We start from the raw sequence: 20968 nt of genomic DNA, 5'->3' as shown, positions 1-20968 counted from the left end.
CTGCACTGAGGTGAAAAGACGAAAGGGTTGTGAAAGACCAACCCGATAATCAGGAGATATTGTGCCTACAATTCAGCAGCTGGTCCGTAAGGGCCGGACTCCCAAGGTCGTAAAGACCAAGGCGCCCGCACTGAAGGGCAACCCTATGAAGCGTGGCGTGTGCACCCGTGTGTACACCACCACCCCGAAGAAGCCTAACTCTGCACTCCGTAAGGTAGCTCGTGTGAAGCTCAACGGTGGTATTGAAGTTACCGCTTACATTCCCGGTGAAGGTCACAACCTTCAGGAACACTCCATCGTGCTCGTGCGCGGTGGTCGTGTGAAGGACCTCCCCGGTGTTCGTTACAAGATCGTTCGTGGTGCTCTGGATACTCAGGGTGTTAAGGGTCGCGGCCAGGCTCGCTCCCGCTACGGCGCTAAGAAGGAGAAGAAGTAATGCCTCGTAAGGGTCCCGCTCCAAAGCGTCCCCTCGTAAACGATCCTGTTTACGGTTCCCCGCTGGTTACTCAGCTTATTAACAAAGTTCTTCAGGACGGCAAAAAGTCTGTTGCAGAGCGCATTGTTTACGGTGCACTCGAAGGCGTAGGTCAGAAGACCGGTGCAGACCCCGTAGCAACCTTGAAAAAGGCTATGGATAACGTCAAGCCCTCCTTGGAAGTTCGCTCCCGCCGTGTTGGTGGCGCAACCTACCAGGTTCCTGTTGAGGTTCGCTCCGGACGCGCAACTGCTCTTGCTCTTCGCTGGTTGGTTGGCTTCTCCAAGCTACGCCGCGAAAAGACTATGACTGAGCGTCTAATGAATGAGATCTTGGACGCATCCAACGGTCTCGGTGCCGCTGTGAAGCGTCGCGAAGACACTCACAAGATGGCCGAATCCAACAAGGCCTTCGCACACTACCGCTGGTAATTCTTTGAAATGCCTGTCGAGAATACTTCGTGTATTCCGGCAGGCTTTCGGAGTATCTCATAAGAGGAGACTCAAGTGGCACTAGACGTGCTTACAGACCTCAAGAAGGTCCGCAATATTGGTATTATGGCGCATATTGACGCCGGTAAGACCACCACAACCGAACGTATCTTGTTCTACACCGGTATTAACCACAAGATTGGTGAAACCCACGATGGCGCATCCACCATGGACTGGATGGCTCAGGAACAAGAACGTGGTATTACCATTACTTCCGCAGCTACTACCTGCTTCTGGAAGAACAACCAGGTAAACATCATCGATACCCCCGGCCACGTTGACTTCACCGTTGAGGTTGAGCGTTCATTGCGCGTCCTTGACGGCGCAGTTGCAGTGTTCGACGGTAAAGAGGGTGTTGAGCCTCAGTCTGAAACCGTTTGGCGTCAGGCTGACAAATACGAAGTTCCCCGTATTTGCTTCGTAAACAAGATGGATAAGCTCGGCGCTGACTTCTACTTCACCGTAGATACCATTATCAAGCGTTTGGGTGCTCGTCCTTTGGTTCTTCAGCTACCTATTGGTGCTGAGAACGACTTCCTCGGTGTTATCGACCTGCTCACCATGAAGGCATATGTCTGGCCTGGTGACGCTAAGGGCGATGTGACCATGGGCGCTTCTTACGAAACTCAGGAAATTCCTGCAGACTTGCAAGAAAAGGCTGAGCAGTACCGTGCAGAGCTCATCGAAGCTGTTGCCGAGTCCAGCGAAGAACTGATGGAAAAGTACCTTGAAGAAGGCGAACTTTCCCTTGAAGAACTCAAAGCTGGCATCCGTCAGCTCACCGTGAATAACGAAGCATACCCTGTTCTTTGTGGTTCTGCATTCAAGAACCGTGGCGTTCAGCCTATGCTTGACGCTGTAATCGACTACTTGCCTTCACCGCTTGACGTGCCTGCTGTTCGCGGTCACAAACTCAACGATGAAGAAGTTGAGATGACTCGTGAAGCATCTTCTTCTGAGCCTTTCTCTGCATTGGCGTTCAAGGTTGCAGCACACCCGTTCTACGGTCAGCTCACCTACATTCGTGTGTACTCCGGTACTGCATCTCAGGGTGAACAGGTTCTTAACTCCACTAAGGGCCGTAAAGAGCGTATCGGTAAGCTCTTCCAGATGCACTCCAACAAGGAAAACCCTGTTGAGCAGATTCAGGCAGGACACATTTACGCTGCTATCGGTTTGAAGGACACCACCACTGGTGACACCCTTTGCGATGCTGCTAACCCCATCGTTCTTGAATCAATGAGCTTCCCTGATCCTGTGATCTTTGTTGCTATTGAGCCAAAGACTAAGGGCGACCAGGAGAAACTCTCCACCGCTATTCAGAAGCTTTCAGCAGAAGACCCCACCTTCAGCGTTAATCTCAACGATGAAACCGGTCAGACTGAAATCGGCGGTATGGGCGAATTGCACCTCGACATCTTGGTTGACCGCATGAAGCGTGAATTCAAGGTTGAGGCAAACATCGGTAAGCCTCAGGTTGCTTACCGCGAAACCATCAAGAAAGCTGTGGAGAAGGTCGACTACACCCACAAGAAGCAGACTGGTGGTTCTGGTCAGTTCGCTAAGGTTCAGGTTTCCTTCGAACCTATTCCTCTTGATGCTGAAGAGCTTTACGAGTTTGATAACGTCGTCACCGGTGGTCGTGTTCCTCGCGAATACATTCCATCTGTTGACGCTGGTATCCAGGACGCTATGCAGCTTGGTATCCTTGCTGGTTACCCTGTTGTTGGTGTTAAAGCAACCCTCATCGACGGTGCATACCACGATGTTGACTCCTCTGAAATGGCCTTCAAGATTGCCGGTTCTATGGTGTTCAAGGAAGGCGCTAAGCGCGCTAACCCTGTTCTTCTTGAACCGCTTATGGCAGTTGAAGTTCGTACCCCAGAGGAATACATGGGCGATGTTATCGGCGACTTGAACTCTCGCCGTGGACAGATTCAGTCCATGGAAGATGCAGCTGGCGTTAAACTTGTCAATGCATTGGTTCCGCTATCCGAAATGTTTGGTTACATCGGCGACCTACGTTCCAAGACTCAGGGACGCGCTGTGTTCTCGATGGCATTCGATAGCTATTCTGAGGTTCCGAAGGCTGTTGCCGACGAAATCATTCAGAAGAGCCGCGGCGAATAATTTTTGCCTCAGTTCCGGCTCTTTAAACTATTGAGTCGAAAAATTCACTAAAAATACCCCTGAAAACAGCTTCTGGGTTTCATCTGACCGGTGTAATCCGCTAATGTAGACGCTAGACCGTTTCTTAACGGATTGCGCCGGTGAGATATCCGAGTGCATGTTTTCAAAATCGTTCTAGGAGGAACACCCTTGGCTAAGGCTAAGTTCGAGCGCTCCAAGCCTCACGTAAACGTTGGTACCATTGGTCACGTTGACCACGGTAAGACCACTCTTACCGCTGCTATCTCCAAGGTTCTTGCAGACAAGTACCCGGACATTAACGAGCAGCGCGACTTCGGTATGATCGACTCCGCTCCTGAAGAGCGTCAGCGCGGTATTACCATTAACATTGCTCACATCGAGTACCAGACCGAGAAGCGTCACTACGCACACGTTGACGCTCCCGGCCACGCTGACTATGTCAAGAACATGATCACCGGTGCTGCTCAGATGGACGGCGCAATCCTCGTGGTTGCTGCTACCGATGGTCCTATGGCTCAGACCCGCGAGCACGTTCTTCTTGCTCGCCAGGTTGGCGTACCTACCCTTCTTGTTGCATTGAACAAGTCCGACATGGTTGAAGACGAAGAGCTTCTTGACCTCGTCGAAATGGAAGTTCGCGATTTGCTTTCTTCCCAGGAATTCGACGGCGACGACGCTCCTGTTATCCGCGTTTCTGCTCTCAAGGCTCTTGAAGGCGACGCTGAATGGGTTGCGAAGATCGAAGAACTCATGGATGCAGTTGACAACTACATTCCGGACCCCGTTCGTGAAACCGACAAGCCCTTCCTCATGCCTATTGAGGACGTCTTCACCATTACCGGTCGCGGTACCGTTGTAACCGGTCGTGCAGAGCGTGGTACCCTCAACATCAACTCTGAGGTTGAGATCGTTGGTATCCGCCCCATCCAGAAGACCACCGTTACCGGTATCGAGATGTTCCACAAGCAGCTCGACGAAGCATGGGCAGGCGAGAACTGTGGTCTACTTCTTCGCGGTCTCAAGCGCGACGACGTAGAGCGTGGTCAGGTTGTTGTAGCTCCCGGCTCCATCACCCCTCACACTCAGTTCGAGGCAAACGTCTACATCCTTTCCAAGGATGAGGGTGGACGTCACAACCCGTTCTACTCCAACTACCGTCCTCAGTTCTACTTCCGTACCACTGACGTAACCGGCGTTATCACTCTTCCTGAGGGTACCGAAATGGTTATGCCTGGCGACAACACCGAGATGACCGTTGAGCTCATCCAGGAAATCGCGATGGAAGAAGGCCTCGGCTTCGCTATCCGTGAAGGTGGACGTACCGTTGGTTCCGGTCGTGTTACCAAGATTCTCAAGTAATAATCTTTGAGCGTCAATCAGAAGTTTTAGAACTTCAACTTTGAGCTGTCGATGATGGCTCGGCAGGGCCCCTCAGTAGTTTTATTGAGGGGCCCTGTTTTATGCCTCTTTATTCTACCCAGAGAACTTGCATGTGAAACTCGGCACTTTTAGGTATTGGGGTTGCTTATGCTTTTATTCTCTGCGAGAATAGTAAACGTTGTTCAAGCGCTTATCTGTCGTTTCTTTGCAAAATATGCCTTAATAGGGTGGTTATTTTGCGGAGGAGCAAACGAAGATAAGACCAAATATGACCCGGTTCCGAAGGCTTAGGCCGTTGTCTGTCCTCATTTAGGCGACACGCCCGAGTTCGGGGGTCGGTGCTTGGTCGAGTTGAGGAACCCTAACACCCTTTAGGATTCAGCTCGATTCAGGCGGCACGAAAGAAAAATATTTTTCTTTACCTCAAGTGCCAGAAAAAGGGGCGACCGCCCCGTTACAGGGAAGTACTTCAAGAAAGAGAGTCCGACAGATGGCGGGACAGAAAATCCGCATCCGTCTGAAGTCTTACGACCACGAGGTCATTGATTCTTCAGCACGGAAAATCGTTGAGACAGTTACGCGTGCAGGCGCGACGGTAGTAGGTCCAGTACCACTTCCGACCGAAAAGAACGTTTACTGCGTTATTCGTTCGCCTCACAAGTATAAGGACAGCCGCGAGCATTTCGAAATGCGCACGCACAAGCGTCTGATCGACGTTGTTGATCCGACCCCTAAGGCTGTTGATGCCCTCATGCGTCTTGACCTTCCGGCAGACGTGAACATCGAAATCAAGCTGTAGAGGATCGCATCTAATCATGACTAACACATTCGAGCGCCAGGTGAAAGGCTTGCTGGGTACCAAACTCGGCATGACTCAGATCTGGGACGAAAACGGCAAATTTGTGCCTGTTACCGTAGTTAAGGCTGACTCCAACGTTGTCACCCAGTTACGTAATCAAGAAACTGATGGCTACCAGGCTATTCAGATTGGTTTCGGTGCAATTGATTCTCGTAAAGTTACCAAGCCTCTAGCTGGTCACTTTGAGAAAGCAGGCGTAACCCCTCGCCGCCACCTAGTTGAAATCCGCACTTCTGATGCTGCAGAGTACTCCCTAGGTCAGGAATTGACCGTGGACCTCTTCGCAGAAGGTCAGAAAGTCGATGTCGTTGGCAAGACCAAGGGCAAGGGCTTCGCAGGTGTTATGAAGCGTCACGGCTTCAAGGGTGTTGGCGCGTCTCACGGTCAGCACAAGAACCACCGTAAGCCCGGTTCTATCGGTGGTGCATCATACCCCGCACGCGTGTTCAAAGGTATGCGCATGGCTGGCCGTATGGGCGCAGCACGCCACACCACTTTGAACCTGACTATCCAGGGTGTAGACGTCGAAAACAACGTACTTTTGATTAAGGGTGCAATCCCTGGTCCTAAGGGTGGCGTTGTTTTGGTTCGCACCGCTGTGAAGGGAGCCTAATTACAATGGCTGTCAAAACTGTCAAGGTAGACCTACCGGCAGACCTCTTCGACGCACAGGCATCTGTTCCTCTGCTTCACCAGGTCGTTGTAGCTCAGCTTGCTGCAGCACGCCAAGGTACTCACAAAACTAAGAACCGCGGCGAAGTTTCCGGCGCAGGTCGTAAACCTTTCAAACAAAAAGGTACCGGCCGAGCACGTCAGGGCTCCATCCGTGCACCGCATATGACCGGTGGTGGCGTCGTACACGGCCCAACCCCTCGCAACTATGCGCAGCGTACCCCCAAGAAAATGATTGCAGCTGCTTTGCGCGGTGCTCTCTCCGATCGCGCTCGTCACGACCGCGTACACGTTGTAGAGAACCTCGTTGAAGGCACCAAGCCTTCAACTCAGGCAATCAAGGCATCTCTTGCAAGCATCACCAGCCGTAAGAACGTTCTTTTGGTGATTGACCGCAAAGAAGATCTTGTAGCACTGTCAGCACGTAACCTTCAGAACACTCACGTCCTCTATGCAGACCAGCTGAACACCTACGATGTTCTCATCTCTGATGACGTAGTTTTCACCAAGGATGCGTTCGACATTTTCGTCGCAGTTGCTTCTAAGGCTAAGAAGGAGGCCGCTAAATAATGAGCGTCTCTACTTTCAAAGATCCTCGCGACGTGATTATCGCTCCCGTCGTGTCGGAAAAAAGCTACGGCCAGCTCGATGAAGGTAAATACACCTTCGTTGTTGCTCCTAGCTCCAACAAACTGGAAATCAAGCAGGCTATCGAAGAAATCTTCGGTGTCAAGGTTGCTTCCGTAAACACCGCTAACCGTCAAGGCAAGCGCAAGCGCACTCGCTTTGGCTGGGGTACTCGTAAGAACACCAAGCGTGCGATTGTAACCCTCAAAGAAGGCTCAATCGACCTCTTCGGCGGTCCGCAGGCATAGTCCTGCGGAGACCACTTTAGCGAAGGAAAGAAATACTAAATGGGTATTCGTAAACACAAGCCGACGACACCTGGTCGCCGTGGCTCGAGCGTTTCCGATTTCTCCGAAATCACCCGCTCAACCCCGGAAAAATCCCTGGTTCGTCCGCTTCCTAAAAAAGGCGGCCGTAACAACACCGGTCGTATCACCACTCGCCACAAGGGCGGTGGACACAAGCGTCAGTACCGTTTGATCGACTTCCGTCGTCACGACAAAGATGGTGTTAACGCACGCGTTGCACACATCGAGTACGATCCAAACCGTACCGCACGCATCGCATTGCTTCACTATGTTGATGGTACAAAGCGTTACATCGTTGCTCCTAACCGTTTGCAGCAGGGCGACATCGTTGAATCCGGTCCGTCTGCGGACATCAAGCCCGGTAACAACTTGCCACTACGCAACATTCCTGTGGGTACCGTTATTCACGCTGTTGAACTTCGCCCCGGCGGCGGAGCAAAGATGGGTCGCTCTGCTGGCGCTTCCATCCAGCTCGTTGCTAAAGAAGGTCGCTACGCTCAGTTGCGTCTTCCTTCCGGCGAAATTCGCAACGTAGACGTTCGCTGCCGTGCAACTGTTGGTTCTGTCGGCAACGCTGAACAGTCCAACATCAACTGGGGTAAAGCAGGCCGCAACCGTTGGAAGGGCATCCGCCCAACCGTTCGTGGTGTTGTTATGAACCCTGTTGATCACCCACATGGTGGTGGTGAAGGTAAAACCTCAGGTGGTCGTCACCCGGTTAACCCGAACGGTAAACCCGAAGGTCGTACCCGTCGACCTAACAAGGAAAGCGACAAGCTCATTGTTCGTCGCCGTCGTACTGGCAAGAAGCGCTAAGGAGCCTGACACATGCCTCGTAGTTTGAAGAAGGGCCCTTTCGTTGATCAGCACCTTTATGTAAAGGTTGCAGCTCAGAACGAGAAGGGCACCAAGAATATTATTAAGACTTGGTCCCGCCGCTCGATGATTATTCCCGACATGCTCGGACATACCATCGCAGTGCACGACGGACGCAAGCACGTACCCGTGTTCATCACTGAGTCAATGGTCGGACACAAACTCGGCGAGTTTGCACCGACCCGCACTTTCCGTGGCCACGTGAAGGACGACCGTAAGGGTAAGCGTCGCTAATATCGGATATCCGATATTAGATACGTTTTCCTTTCGGCAATAGACGAAAGAAAGATAGGCAATGGAATCTAAGGCATCAGCGCGCTATGTACGCGTCACGCCTATGAAGGCACGCCGAGTCGTCAACCTGATCCGTGGTAAGCAAGCGGAAGAGGCTCTGGCAATTCTGAAGTTCGCTCCTCAGGGCGCTTCAGAACCGGTTTACAAGATTGTTGCATCTGCTATGGCAAATGCTCGTTCCAAAGCAACTGCTGCGGGACTTCCTTTCAAGGAAGAAGAGCTTTTCATCAGCGAAGCATTTGTTGACGAAGGTCCTACGATGAAGCGGTTCCAGCCGCGAGCACAGGGCCGTGCATTCCGCATCAACAAGCGCACCAGCCACATCACCGTGGTTGTAGCAACCCCGGAGAAGGAGGAGGACCGATAAATGGGTCAGAAAATTAACCCCAACGGTTTCCGACTTGGCATCACCACCGGACACGTCTCCAAGTGGTTCGCAGACTCCAACAAGGAAGGCGAACGCTACAAGGACTTCGTCCGTGAAGACGTCAAAATTCGCGAGCTCCTCGCTAAAGATTTGGAGCGCGCAGGTATCGCAAAGGTAGAAATCGAGCGCACCCGTGATCGTGTTCGTGTGGACATCCACACTGCACGTCCAGGTATCTTGATTGGTCGCCGTGGTGCAGAAGCTGACCGTATTCGCGGTGAGCTTGAGAAACTAACGAACAAGCAGATTCAGCTCAACATCCTTGAGGTTGCTCAGCCTGAACTTTCTGCTCAGCTTGTTTCTCAGAGCATCGCAGAACAGCTCACCTCTCGCGTGGCATTCCGCCGTGCAATGAAGAAAGCAATTCAGTCCGCACAGCGTGCAGGCGCAAAGGGTATCCGTATCCAGTGCTCCGGCCGTCTTGGCGGTGCTGAAATGTCCCGTTCCGAGTTCTACCGTGAAGGTCGCGTGCCATTGCACACCCTTCGTGCGAACATCGACTACGGTTTCTTCGAAGCAAAGACCACTTTCGGCCGTATCGGCGTGAAGGTTTGGATCTACAAGGGCGATCTGACCGACAAGGAACTTGCTGCTCAGCAGGCTTCCGCACAGCGTGGCCGTGGCGACCGTCGTGGTAACGACCGTCGTCGTGGTGGCAACCGCGGACCTCGTCGCGAACGTCGCAACGACAACGCTTCGGTGAACACCGAAGCCAAGACTGCAGAAAACGGTGAGGCATAAATGCTTATTCCCCGTCGAGTAAAATATCGTAAGCAGCACCATCCCAAGCGTACTGGTATGGCCAAAGGCGGTACCGAAGTTACTTTTGGTGAGTGGGGTATTCAGGCACTAACTCCTGCATACGTAACCAACCGTCAGATTGAAGCTGCACGTATCGCAATGACTCGTCACATCAAGCGTGGCGGTAAAGTATGGATTAACATCTATCCTGACCGTCCCTTGACCAAGAAACCTGCTGAAACCCGTATGGGTTCCGGTAAAGGTTCACCCGAGTGGTGGGTCGCAAACGTAAAACCCGGTCGAGTCATGTTTGAACTCTCCGGTGTGTCCGAAGAAGTGGCTCGCGAAGCTATGCGCCTCGCAATCCACAAGCTCCCGATGAAGGCACGTGTCGTGCGTCGTGAAGGTGGTGAGTAAGCGAAATGGCAGTTGGATCAAAAGATCTCAGCATCGACAAGCTCGTTGAGCTCTCAGATGAGGCTCTCGTAGAAGAGCTGCGCAAGTCGAAGGAGGAACTGTTCAACCTCCGTTTCCAGGCAGCCACCGGTCAGCTTGAAAATCCCGGTCGTATCCGTTCCGTAAAGCGCGATATTGCACGTATTTACACCGTGTTGCGTGAGCGTGAACTCGGTATTCGTCCCGCAACCGAAGGTGAAGCCAAGTGAGTGAAGTAATGAACGAAGAGCGCGGCTACCGCAAGACCCGCCGCGGCTACGTAGTGTCCGACAAAATGGACAAGACCGTAGTTGTAGAGGTCCAAGATCGCGTAAAGCACGCGCTATATGGCAAAGTTATGAGCCGTAACTCAAAGATCAAGGCACACGACGAGCAGAACTCTGCTGGTATTGGTGACCTCGTTCTTTTGGCAGAGACTCGTCCGCTCTCCGCTACCAAGCGTTGGCGCGTTGTCGAGATTATCGAAAAAGCTAAATAGTTTTTTCAGATAGTTCTCTGCGAACATACGAAGAGTCCTCTCTTCCAGGAAACTGGAAGAGAGGACTCTTTCGTTTAACCACCTGTAAAAAGCTCTAAACCACGTTGAGCTGAGATATATCTGAACGTATATATAAGGAACGCTGAGAATAATAGCCCGTACCCGCAGAGTTACCCAATAAGGTCAGAAAAATATTACGAAATAGGCTAAAAACCTTTGTGTCTTAGCCTTATTTAAAGATAAGGTTAGGCTTTGTTTATATATTGGTTATGGCCAACTATGGGGCGGAACAATGACTTCAATCAACCGGCGTTTTTTCTTAGGAACAGCAGGAGTCTCAGCACTATTGTTGAGTGCCTGTGGATCTTCTTCTAAAGAAGACCCCAGCACAACCCAAAACTCCTCAGAAACACGCACTGTCACCGACGTTGAAGGGCTCGAAGTTGAGGTCCCTCTCAATCCACAACGCATTATCACCCTCTCTGAACCTACACTAGATGCCATCTTAGCGCTTGGACTAAAACCTATCGGAACCGTCGCAGGCCGCGGACAATCCACCGTCCCCCATTACCTCTACGAAAAAGCCTCCGACATTGAGCTACTAGGTTCAGTCTCCGAGCTCAACTACGAGGCTATCGGCAACGCATCACCCGACCTCATCCTTGCCGACGGAACCAGCATTAACAACAGGCCAGACATTCTCGAGATTTTGCGACAAATCGCGCCGGTAGTCTTCTGCGGCTATGCCGGAGGCCCCTGGAAAACTAACTTTGAAAATGTCTGCAACGCTGTCAACAAAGTTCCCGAAGGAAAGAAATATATCGAAGACTACGATACTTACGTAGCGCAGACTGCCGCAGAACTTAAAGACCGTTACGCTGATAAAACTTTCTCTATCGTCCGATGGCAGGGGAGTGGACCCTCCCTCATCCTCAAAGAACTTCCGGCAGGACAAGCCCTAGAATCTTTAGGACTCAAACGCCCTCACGACCAAGACATGCTAGGACGCGGGCACTCAGAACCAGTCTCCCTAGAGAACATGGCACGCATCGATGCTGACTATATGTTCCTTGGAACTCTCGGTGGGGCTAGTCAAGAGAACCCACACTCAGACTCCACCGCAGATCTTGAAGGAGCGAAGGACGCTCTCAAACGGGCAGAACAGACCTCAGGGTTTACCGACCTTCGCGCGTACCGCGAGAACAACATTATCCTCGTGGACGGCTCCCAATGGACATCTACTGGAGGCCCGCTACTGATGCGAGGCATCGTCGAAGACGTCAAAAAATCTCTCTTATAAAACCCCATAACACTATCCTCTATCAACAATTTTCAAACCCACTACCTTTGATGGACGTACCTCATGCAAGCTAACTCTTCATTGACTAAGGTCACTCGTTATACAGCAGTAGCCGCCTTGGCCGCTGCGTTAGTTGGCGCTCCGGCGATTGCCCCAACCTACTCCCTCTCCGGAAATACCGCTATCGCCCAAGAAACACCAGCAACAAAGACACTCTCTGTGAGCTCTACCGCAGACGCTGAGGGCAAAATTACCGTTATTGGTAGTGGGTTCATCTCAGCAGCAGAAGGCCGCGGTGCTGTTGTTGCCCTAAAATTCGATGCTGGAGGTGTCAATAATTTAGAACCTGTTGTACACCCTCTCACCGGCCAAAAAATCCCTAACAAAACAGTTAACTTTGTCGTAGTAGCTGAAGAAGACGGCAGCTTTGAAGCAAAAGTTCCCCTACCTTCACCGGCAAATAGCACGGTAAATGAAGCCGATTGGGCAGAAGGAACGACACATAACCTCACCGCACTCGTAGGCTCTCTCGGAGCACAAGACGTCCCCGGCAACGCGATGGTAGATTTCACTGTTGCTTATGCGCCTCAAGACACCGAAGACCAGTCCTCATGGACACACCTTCAGGTCGGGGACGCTCAACTTAATATTCGTCCCTATACAACTGGCGAAAAAATGCGCATCACAGGAACAGGCTGGCTTAAAGAAAATGGAGCTGAAGGATCTGTCGTAGTTCTAAAATTGGAGTCCAGCAGCGATGGAACCTTCTACGAACGCCCCGATAACTCTGCACAAGCACAATACTTAGGATCCTTAGGACTATTTGACCTCGGTAATGACCACACCGCATGGATGCTAGTAATGCCAGATGCACAACAGGTCAACGAAGAAAAAGGTATCTCTCTTGTCAAACCAGACGGCTCTTTCGACATTACCTTTGACGTACCTGAAGCCTTAAAAAATGGTTCTACCGGTCAATACCTCGCCGTTCAAGCGCTCTCAGGTCGTTTTGCCCCTGGCGATACTCGTCGTTCAGCAAAATCTCAACCAATTCCTGTCAACGGTGTAGCTGCACAACCACCCCAAAAAGAAGAACCCACCGAAAAATGTGTTTCTTCCGAAACTAAACCAAGCGCACATTTTGAAAAGGACACTGTCGCACCAGGAGGAACATTACACCTCCTAGGAAAAGGATGGTGTAACGAAAACGGTGCAGGAGCAGCACGACTAGCTATCAAAATTGACGATGCCGCTATCTCACGTCTAGATACCTCCGTACATTCCAACAAAACTATTTGGACGATCGTGGACGCAAACCCCACAACCGGAGAAATTGACGCACATATTCAACTTCCAAAAGCAGACGGTTCAGATAGCTCACCGGCACTTACTGAAGGTGCACACTCATTGCGTCTACTGTCAGGTTCTCTTAAAGCAGGAGACATCAATGTTTCCTACGGTGGTCCTGGTGTCCTTGACTTCATTGTCGGTGCATATTCACCAACGACCATGCCAGATGTCCTCTCTGATAGTGAGCTAACCGCTCAAACGCAGAACGAGGTTACCGTCAAAGAATCTCAAAGAAAAGTGACCGTTCATGTTCCTCATGCACAACCACGACAGTGGGTTCATGTTACTCCCTATATTGACGGTTCTTCTCGCGCAACATGGTCTAGTGGATGGGTTCAATTAGACGACAACCGAACCATGGAATACACCTTAGAAGAAGGCCTACCTGCCGGACACTACAAAATGGTGGTTCAAGACGGTGAACAAGCTACCTTCGGCCAGCTTCTTGGCTGGGCAGGACTGGAGTACACCACAAACGAGCAAAAGAATTCTGCTCAAACACCTGCCACAGAACACCCACACATGCCGATGAACCCAGAACATCATGATTCTGCTACTGGCGGCGAGAACACTAAAAACGGTACTGTACCAGCTACCGAAGGTTCTTCCACCCAGCATCATACTGGTGCCGCAACGTCCTCTTTATCTCGAGCTACGTACAATAACGCATCAGCGCCTGTTTATTCTCCCGTACCAAATTCCTACGAAACAATTGCTGTGGCACCACCGAAGAAAGTGACGCGTATTGTTCGCGCCGCTTCACTGGCACAAGCTGCACAAACGGAAAAAACTGCACAAGCGCAAAAAAATCAGCGGGAAGATGCTCGCAAGAAGACCGTGGCAGCTCCCTCACCCACGAAAAAAGCATCTGCTCCGGCCTCGCCAGCTCCTCACTCGTCACCTGCTATCGCCTCAACTGAAGCCACTGGGGTAGAAAAATCCTTCTGGGATAACACTGCTTCTGTCAATAACTTGCTCCTAATTGGTGCTGGCATTGTGCTTCTTGGCGCAGTCGCTATTCCTCGTAAAAAGCCCTTACGCTAACTCCGCATAATACTGTGAAAGTAGATGGCATCTAATGATGAAACTTTTCTCCCCACTAAAAACATTCTTCCTAGCACTGCTAAGCGTTCTCGCCCTCATCACAGGGATGAGCACCGCCTATGCGCTCCCTCCAGGGGGAGCGTCACCAAACACACCGGGAACAAGCTCCACCGTATCTCCGACAACGGTACGAGCCGGCGATACCGTATCTTTTACCGTGAGCGGATTCCCCGCCAATGAACAAGTACGTGTAAAAGTTGATGACGGTGCTGCGTGCCCTCGTGACGCCGCTCAAGGTGCGTGTGTTGTTCATCAGCAAAAGAGCGACGGAAACGGAAATGTTCGTGGTTCCTTCTTACTTCCTCGTGACCTGGAAGAAGGAGAACACACCTTACGTTTCTTGGCAACCGAAGTAATTCGTAATGCCTCAGGAGAACAGCAAGGAACCAAAGGATACTCTAATCAGTCTCCCATCTTCACCGTTGTTGGAGTGAATGAAAACTCTGCAGGAGGCACCGTCATCAGCTTGACTCCTGACCAAGTAAACCAGCGTGATGACCAGAACAACAGCTCTGCAGATCACTCCACACAGAACCAGACTGACCAGAATACTCAACAGAAAAACTCTGGTAACAATACTTCTGGCTCATCCAATAACGGAAGTTCCGAGCACCATTCTGACGAGAAGAATTCTTCTGGAGAACATTCTGGACATCAGCACAATAATGCTTCCTCTGATAGCAACGAAAATGTTGAAGAAGAAATTGTCTACACTGATGCAGACGGAAACGTTATTTCTCGCGAAGAATATGACAAACTCATGGCTGCTTCTGAAAACAAGGACAAAAAACCTGCCTCATCTAGTCCTTCTGCCAGTTCATCTGCTTCTTCTTCAGCAAAGCCCTCAGCATCTTCAGCAACACCTTCTGCAACTACTGATGCAGTAGCACAAGAGAACTCTTCTAAAGTAACTGAAGAATCTGGAAATAGTGTCCCTTGGATTGGTATTGGAGCATTCCTTGCAGCTTTGATTGCTGCTGGAGTTATTGTCTTCAAACGTCGTAACGAAGCATAAAATATCTCTTGCTGAAAGGGTGGCCGGTGAGTTCTCCTGCCCAGACCGTACGGTATACGCAACGTATCCGTTGGATTATACTATTCGTAGTATTAAGCTGTATTGGAATAGTGCTCTCTATTCTCTTCGGCTCGCATTCACTCACCTTGCACGATATCTGGTCAGCCTTGACCGGCCACTCTTCTGGCATTGAAGAAAAAATTATTTGGGAACAGCGTATCCCTCGCACTCTTCTAGCAATTCTTTGTGGCGCAGCTTTAGCGGTCTCTGGGTCACTCATGCAATCTCTCACCCGTAACCCCCTTGCCGAGCCTGGCCTATTGGGAATCAACGCTGGTGCGTCGGTAACCGTTGTATTATCGGTGATTTTTTGGGGAGTGCTCAGCATCGGTCACTACCTCATCGCCTCTTTCATCGGTGCTAGCATCGCAGCTGTAGCAGTGTATTTTCTAGGCCAAGGAACAAACCATTCTATTGTGCGTTTAGCTTTAGCCGGTGTTGCTATCTCTGCTGCATTAAGCGCCTTAAACCAAGCACTTATTCTTAGCAATCAAGACGCATTTAACGAGTTTCGTTTCTGGGTAGCCGGATCTTTAGAAGCTAGAGATATGTCTATTGTGTATGCTGTTGCTCCCGTTATTGGGGTAGGCCTCATACTTGCCTTCGTCGTTACTCCTGCCATACATGCTCTATCACTTGGAGAAGAAGCTGCTATAGCATTGGGCGTTCATGTGAGAAGAACACAGTTTTTATCGCTTCTGGCGGTAACCTTACTAGCCGGATCTGCAACAGCCGCTATCGGGCCGATTTCTTTTGTCGGACTAGCAGTACCTTTTATTGTTCGTTATGTGTTAGGTAATGACGTCCGATGGGTGACTAGCGGTTCAGCTCTTGTTGGTCCACTCTGGCTCTTACTAGCAGATGTTATTGCACGCATTATCATTGCTCCTCAAGAAACCCAAGTAGGAATTATCGCCACACTTGTGGGCGCACCACTATTTATTGTGTTGATGTCACGCAGGAAGGTCGATGCACTATGAAAAATGTGTCAAAACCCTTGCGAATTCACGACAACCTTGCTGGTCAAAAAGTTCTCAGTCTTTCTGCTGGCTTAGTTTCTTGGCAAATAACCTGTCGCGTATTGGTCTACTGTCTAACACTGTCATTACTGATCATTGCCATGAGCTTTTGGGCCATGCTTCAAGGAGATTATCATCTGAGCCCGTTACAAGTTCTTCAAGCTTTTTACGGTGAAGGTAACAGACTCGGCATATATTTTGTGACTGAAGTACGTGCTCCACGTATTATCGCTGCCCTCATCGTCGGCGCTGCACTAGGAATTTCTGGAGCAATTTTTCAAGGCATATCAGGAAATTCTCTCGGCTCTCCAGACATCATCGGTTTCACCAACGGGGCAGCTACGGGTGCCCTTATCACCATTATCCTAGGTAACGCCACACCACTAGAAATTGCGGTGGGCGCTGTTTTAGGAGGTTTCGGAACATCACTGGCTGTCTGGTTCTTAACACGCCATACGGGTTTAAGAGGGTTCCGCCTTGTACTTATCGGCTTGGGGCTTGGGGCAACTCTTTCGGCGGTGAATTCTTTGCTGGTAGTACGAGCCTCTCTCACTCAAGCTCAAACTGCAGCATCATGGCTTGCCGGATCATTGAACACTATGAACTGGAATAAAATCATTTTTCTTGCAGTGTTCTTTACCGTACTCGTACCATTCTTGCTCCTACTTGCTCGCCCTTTAGACATTTTGAACTACGGCGATAACGTGGCATCCGGATTAGGGGTGAATGTTTCTACCATTCGAGTTCTTGCCCTTTTTGTCGGAGTGATTCTCGTATCCTTAGCTACGTCTGTGACCGGTCCACTAGCTTTTGTGGCTCTAAGTGCACCGCATATTGCACAAAAAATTGCTAAGAAGCGAACACTTTTCGCGGCAGGGCTGACCGGTTCTACTCTAGTTCTTGGCTCTGACCTTATCGGACAATACGCCTTCAATATGACGCTACAAGTGGGCGTTGTGACAGGAGCTCTTGGCGGACTCTACCTTATCTACCTCATTGCAACGGAACGGAAGAAATAAGAATCTATGGAACAGCACGTAGCATCACGTCTTGAAGCCCATGATGTATCCGTCGGTTACGGTGAACATCGCGTCATTGAGGGGGTAGACTTCAAGGTTTTAGAAGGTGAACTCACCGTTATTCTTGGCCCTAACGCCTGTGGAAAGTCCACGCTCCTCAAAACTCTTGCGCGGGTTATTCCTCACCAGAAAGGTGAAGTATATCTTGACGGACAAAAGATGTCGGGTCTGAAATCAAAGAACATTGCACAGATTCTTGCCATGCTTCCTCAAACACCTCAAGCACCTTCTGGGGTGAATGTTTTTGACGTCGTTTCTCGAGGACGATACCCCCACCAGAGTCTGCTCAGCTCATGGAGCGAAGAAGACGAACAAATCGTCATTGATGCGATGAAAGCTGCAAATGTTTTTGAACTTGCTGATCGCCCTATCGAAGCACTTTCAGGAGGACAACGACAACGCGTCTGGATTGCGATGACTTTAGCTCAGCAAACACCGCTCATCCTACTCGACGAACCAACCACATACTTAGATATTACTCATCAAATCGAGGTTCTTAACCTTACCCAACGCCTGCACCGGAGCGGACGAACTATCGCTGTTGTCCTCCATGATTTGAACCTCGCCTTCCGCTATGCAACGCATGTTGTGCTCATGAAAGACGGAGCAATTATTGCTCAAGGGCAACCACAAAAGATTGTTACTTCAGAGCTCATCCGCAAAGTCTTTGACCTAGATTGCATGATTATGCAAGACCCCTACACCGGTACACCCATGGTTGTTCCTGCCGCAGAACAAGAAGACCACGTATAGAAGCAAAAATACTCGTGAAGAATATCTCGAAGACTACCCAAAACAGTGCTGTAGATACATCAGAGCAAGCCTTAGCAAGCGCTCGCCGAATGCCCCCTAAAATTGCGCGCCCAACACCTCTAGTGCAAGTTTCTTCTGCTGTTATCGATACGATACATAAGAATCTTCACCACGCAAAAATAACAACTGATGAAGCAGCAGAGAGACTTTTAGCTATTGCTCAGCAGGGGAGTCCTCTCATAGAATCAGCTTCGTCTGACGATGAGCGTATCGTGACCTTCCTCTACCATGATCGGCAAGCTGAACAGGTGCTGATTTTTGTGAATCGTCTAACGGATGAGAAAAATATTGACGATTCTTTAATGAAACCTATTGGAAAGACCGGTTGGTTTAGTAAAAGCTTCTTGATGAAGACCAACTGGCGGGCTTCCTATTGTTATATTCCCGCTTATACAGGTCAGACTCCGGCTTGGGTTACACAAGGCCAGCAGGTTCGTTTACGTGCAGCCTTAGACTCTGGTTATGCTGATGTATACAATCAGCACCGGTGTCTCAACCGCGCAGGTAAAGAACTAAGCGTCGTATCTTTATCTGAAGCCCCCGAACAACGGTATTTACCGGAGATGGAACAGCTTCGTTCTTTAGATAAACCCAAGTGGGTGCAGGCTCCCGAAGACCGCCAGATACTCGTACACTCTTTACCTCACGCGACAAAAGATTCGCCGATAGCTCTTGTCTTTGACGGTGAGGTATGGCTGTCGATGGGTCTTCAATTGATGCTTGAAAGTGCTTTTGCTGAAGGCGTATTAGACCCTATGCACGTAGTGTTTGTGCATTCGGGAGGTAGAGAACGACGTTGGGCTGAGTTAGACGGTACAGCACCTATGGGGCAGTATCTAATATCGTCTTTGATTCCGTGGCTTGAAGAACAATATGGTATCGGCATATCTCGTGGTTCTTTGATGGTGATGGGACAGTCTTTGGGAGGGCTTTCTTCCTTGTTACTTGCCCTAGATTATCCTCAAGAAGTTGGTGCTGTGATTTCCCAGTCTGCTTCTTTATGGCAACCAGTTGTTGCTGAATCATTACAACGTATTGTCTCTGAGAATGAGCAGGAATGTCTATCTCACCTATATTTTGATATTCAGGTGGGTGCTCAAGAATGGGTGTTAGAGCCTCCTCATCAAATTTTTGTTCGTCAACTTCGGCAAACTCCTGCCACCGTAAATTTCACTGTTTTCAATGGTGGACATGACTACGCGTGTTGGCGTGGAGACCTCATTCCGGCAATAAATCGAGCTCAAAAATATATGGCACGAAGGAAAGACCATCATGACTCATAATATTTTTCGTTCTGCTTTAATTCCTCCTCCAGCTATACCAGAGCAGTACGCTCAGCGTTATCGAGAAGAAGGCCTGTGGATTGATCAGACACTCCCCGAATTTTTTGTGGAGCAATGCCAGCGTCATGCTGAATCTCTTGCTGTAGTTGGGCACTCACATACTTTATGGGAAGAGAAAACTCCTCCGACTATTCGATGGACGTATGCCGAACTTTCTGAGCACGGGTGGGATATTGCCTCTCGTTTGCGTGCTGGAGGTGTTCGTCCCGGAGATAGGGTGCTTTTGCAATTACCGAATATCGCTGAGTATATGAGTGCGTTGCTCGGTATCTTTTACGCGGGGGCTTTACCTGTCTTTTGTATGCCTTCACATCGGGAGCGAGAGCTATCTCATTTTGCTCGTAAGACTGATGCCGCAGCGCATATCTTTTCTTCTCGTGTACCTGGAATGGACCTATCAGCAGTCTATTCTTCTTACTCTCAGATGCTTCGTGATGAGGGGAAAATTCCCCCACTTGGATATGATGTTTGTCATCCGTGGGAGCTTAAAGAGCAAGAACATCTGCAAGAGTTAACAACTGTGGTGAACACTTCTGCGCAGAAGAAGAGCGAACAAGTAGCGTTCTTACAACTGTCTGGAGGAACCACTGGTGTTTCTAAACTGATTCCGCGCACTCATGCTGATTATTTATATTCGGTACGAGAATCTGCAAAGATTTGTCAGCTACGAAGTGATAGTACTTTTTTGGTGGTGCTTCCTGCTTCACATAATTTTACGATGAGTTCTGCGGGAATCCTTGGGGCAATGTATGTTGGCGCAACCATCGTCTTTGCTGCAGATCCGAGCCCGCAGACTGCGTTTACTCTTATTGCTCGAGAGAATGTTAAAGTTGCGGCTTTAGTCCCTCCGTTAGTGCAAGCGTGGATTGCTTCTGCACAACGACGTACCCCCGATTTGAGTTCTTTAGAGCTTCTTCAAGTGGGTGGAGCCAAGCTATCACGGTCTGTTGCTCAAAATATTAAACCTGTGCTGGGGGCAACCTTACAACAAGTTTTCGGTATGGCTGAAGGCCTTGTTAACTACACACGTGCAGAGGATAGCGATGAACTACGATATAACACTCAAGGTAAGCCCATCAGCGCCTTTGATGAAATACTAATCGTGGACGACCACGACAACCCTGTTCCGGTGGGGGTCTCTGGGCATTTACTGACTCGAGGACCTTATACGATTCGTGGTTATTATGATGAGCCTGCCATTAACGAGAAAAGTTTCACTGAAGATGGGTTTTACCGTTCTGGGGATATTGTGAAATTACATCCCGATGGAAGCCTAGAAGTGACAGGACGTGCCAAAGATCAAATTAACCGTAATGGCGAAAAAATTGCGGTTGATGAGATCGAAGATTTGGCGTTATCTCACCCTAAAATCTATGACGCTATTGCGTTAGGAATCCCGGATAAGACTGTTGGCGAACGCGTCTGTTTGGTAGTTGTTCCTTATCCCGGAGAACATTTTGAGGCGAATGCACGTGAAGAGCTTCAACACTTTTTCACAGAGCAGGGACTTGCCTCATATAAGATTCCTGAACGTGTAGAGGTGATGCGCTCTTTACCGACAACAAAAGTTGGAAAAATTTCTCGAAAAGATGTGCGAGTTCAGCTACTCGAAACATTGTCATACTCATAAAAAATCTTTGAAAGGAATGT

23 protein-coding genes are annotated in these 20968 nt (G+C 49.8%); all 23 read left to right on the top strand.

The window, feature by feature from the left end; translation table 11 throughout:
* The first annotated feature begins 61 nt into the window (after positions 1 to 61).
* Positions 62 to 436, top strand: coding sequence for a 30S ribosomal protein S12 (rpsL, locus tag ACN081_RS04445; protein WP_004005292.1), 375 nt, complete (start codon positions 62 to 64; stop codon positions 434 to 436).
* Positions 436 to 906 carry a 30S ribosomal protein S7 gene (gene rpsG / locus ACN081_RS04440; protein ID WP_419100885.1) on the top strand — a complete coding sequence of 157 codons (471 nt, stop codon included), beginning with the start codon at positions 436 to 438 and terminating at the stop codon, positions 904 to 906. The genes rpsL and rpsG overlap by 1 nt, the downstream gene beginning before the upstream one ends.
* A 75-nt stretch (positions 907 to 981) precedes the next feature.
* Entirely contained in the window at positions 982 to 3096 is a 2115-nt protein-coding gene (fusA, locus tag ACN081_RS04435) for an elongation factor G (RefSeq protein ID WP_419100884.1), read from the top strand.
* Between the two features lie 189 nt (positions 3097 to 3285).
* The gene (gene tuf, locus ACN081_RS04430) at positions 3286 to 4476 is read left to right on the top strand and encodes an elongation factor Tu (RefSeq protein WP_419100883.1); all 1191 of its coding nucleotides are present in this window, start codon (positions 3286 to 3288) and stop codon (positions 4474 to 4476) included.
* A 511-nt stretch (positions 4477 to 4987) separates the two neighbouring features.
* On the top strand, positions 4988 to 5296 hold the full coding sequence (rpsJ, locus tag ACN081_RS04425) for a 30S ribosomal protein S10 (RefSeq protein WP_068169589.1): 309 nt from the start codon (positions 4988 to 4990) through the stop codon (positions 5294 to 5296).
* 16 nt (positions 5297 to 5312) lie between these two features.
* Positions 5313 to 5969, top strand: a complete 657-nt coding sequence (rplC, locus tag ACN081_RS04420) for a 50S ribosomal protein L3 (protein WP_419100882.1) — start codon at positions 5313 to 5315, stop codon at positions 5967 to 5969.
* Positions 5970 to 5974: 5 nt separating this feature from the next.
* Positions 5975 to 6598 carry a 50S ribosomal protein L4 gene (rplD, locus tag ACN081_RS04415; RefSeq protein ID WP_419100881.1) on the top strand — a complete coding sequence of 208 codons (624 nt, stop codon included), beginning with the start codon at positions 5975 to 5977 and terminating at the stop codon, positions 6596 to 6598.
* Complete coding sequence (gene rplW, locus ACN081_RS04410) at positions 6598 to 6903, top strand: 50S ribosomal protein L23 (RefSeq protein ID WP_419100880.1); 306 nt, start codon at positions 6598 to 6600, stop codon at positions 6901 to 6903. The genes rplD and rplW overlap by 1 nt, the downstream gene beginning before the upstream one ends.
* Positions 6904 to 6942: 39 nt before the next feature.
* Positions 6943 to 7779: a 50S ribosomal protein L2 gene (gene rplB, locus ACN081_RS04405; protein WP_419100879.1), complete on the top strand. Its 837-nt coding sequence runs from the start codon at positions 6943 to 6945 to the stop codon at positions 7777 to 7779.
* A 12-nt stretch (positions 7780 to 7791) separates the two neighbouring features.
* Positions 7792 to 8073, top strand: a complete 282-nt coding sequence (gene rpsS / locus ACN081_RS04400) for a 30S ribosomal protein S19 (RefSeq protein ID WP_419100878.1) — start codon at positions 7792 to 7794, stop codon at positions 8071 to 8073.
* A gap of 61 nt (positions 8074 to 8134) precedes the next feature.
* Entirely contained in the window at positions 8135 to 8500 is a 366-nt protein-coding gene (gene rplV / locus ACN081_RS04395; RefSeq protein ID WP_419100877.1) for a 50S ribosomal protein L22, read from the top strand.
* Positions 8501 to 9301 carry a 30S ribosomal protein S3 gene (gene rpsC, locus ACN081_RS04390; RefSeq protein WP_419102936.1) on the top strand — a complete coding sequence of 267 codons (801 nt, stop codon included), beginning with the start codon at positions 8501 to 8503 and terminating at the stop codon, positions 9299 to 9301.
* Entirely contained in the window at positions 9302 to 9718 is a 417-nt protein-coding gene (gene rplP, locus ACN081_RS04385; RefSeq protein WP_204877182.1) for a 50S ribosomal protein L16, read from the top strand.
* A gap of 5 nt (positions 9719 to 9723) precedes the next feature.
* Positions 9724 to 9966, top strand: coding sequence for a 50S ribosomal protein L29 (gene rpmC, locus ACN081_RS04380; RefSeq protein ID WP_419100875.1), 243 nt, complete (start codon positions 9724 to 9726; stop codon positions 9964 to 9966).
* Entirely contained in the window at positions 9963 to 10235 is a 273-nt protein-coding gene (gene rpsQ, locus ACN081_RS04375) for a 30S ribosomal protein S17 (protein ID WP_419100874.1), read from the top strand. Before rpmC ends, rpsQ begins: the two co-directional genes overlap by 4 nt.
* 292 nt (positions 10236 to 10527) lie before the next feature.
* Positions 10528 to 11535 (top strand): ABC transporter substrate-binding protein, encoded by a 1008-nt coding sequence (locus ACN081_RS04370; RefSeq protein WP_419107065.1) that lies wholly within the window; start codon positions 10528 to 10530, stop codon positions 11533 to 11535.
* Between the two features lie 63 nt (positions 11536 to 11598).
* Complete coding sequence (locus ACN081_RS04365) at positions 11599 to 13929, top strand: hypothetical protein (protein WP_419107064.1); 2331 nt, start codon at positions 11599 to 11601, stop codon at positions 13927 to 13929.
* Between the two features lie 34 nt (positions 13930 to 13963).
* Positions 13964 to 15004, top strand: coding sequence for a plasmid partitioning protein (locus tag ACN081_RS04360; protein WP_419102933.1), 1041 nt, complete (start codon positions 13964 to 13966; stop codon positions 15002 to 15004).
* A 26-nt stretch (positions 15005 to 15030) separates the two neighbouring features.
* Positions 15031 to 16044, top strand: a complete 1014-nt coding sequence (locus tag ACN081_RS04355; protein WP_419107063.1) for a FecCD family ABC transporter permease — start codon at positions 15031 to 15033, stop codon at positions 16042 to 16044.
* Positions 16041 to 17102, top strand: coding sequence for a FecCD family ABC transporter permease (locus tag ACN081_RS04350; protein ID WP_419107062.1), 1062 nt, complete (start codon positions 16041 to 16043; stop codon positions 17100 to 17102). The genes ACN081_RS04355 and ACN081_RS04350 overlap by 4 nt, the downstream gene beginning before the upstream one ends.
* A 6-nt stretch (positions 17103 to 17108) precedes the next feature.
* On the top strand, positions 17109 to 17915 hold the full coding sequence (locus ACN081_RS04345) for an ABC transporter ATP-binding protein (protein WP_419107061.1): 807 nt from the start codon (positions 17109 to 17111) through the stop codon (positions 17913 to 17915).
* 14 nt (positions 17916 to 17929) lie between these two features.
* Complete coding sequence (locus tag ACN081_RS04340) at positions 17930 to 19258, top strand: alpha/beta hydrolase-fold protein (protein ID WP_419107060.1); 1329 nt, start codon at positions 17930 to 17932, stop codon at positions 19256 to 19258.
* On the top strand, positions 19248 to 20948 hold the full coding sequence (locus ACN081_RS04335; RefSeq protein ID WP_419107059.1) for a (2,3-dihydroxybenzoyl)adenylate synthase: 1701 nt from the start codon (positions 19248 to 19250) through the stop codon (positions 20946 to 20948). The genes ACN081_RS04340 and ACN081_RS04335 overlap by 11 nt, the downstream gene beginning before the upstream one ends.
* Positions 20949 to 20968 lie beyond the last annotated feature (20 nt).

The organism is Rothia sp. P13129 (genome assembly GCF_048512865.1).
In the GTDB taxonomy this organism is placed as follows: Bacteria; Actinomycetota; Actinomycetes; order Actinomycetales; family Micrococcaceae; genus Rothia.
The sequence above is the reverse complement of the archived record's forward strand: the minus strand, read 5'-3'. Positions and strand labels throughout refer to the sequence as shown.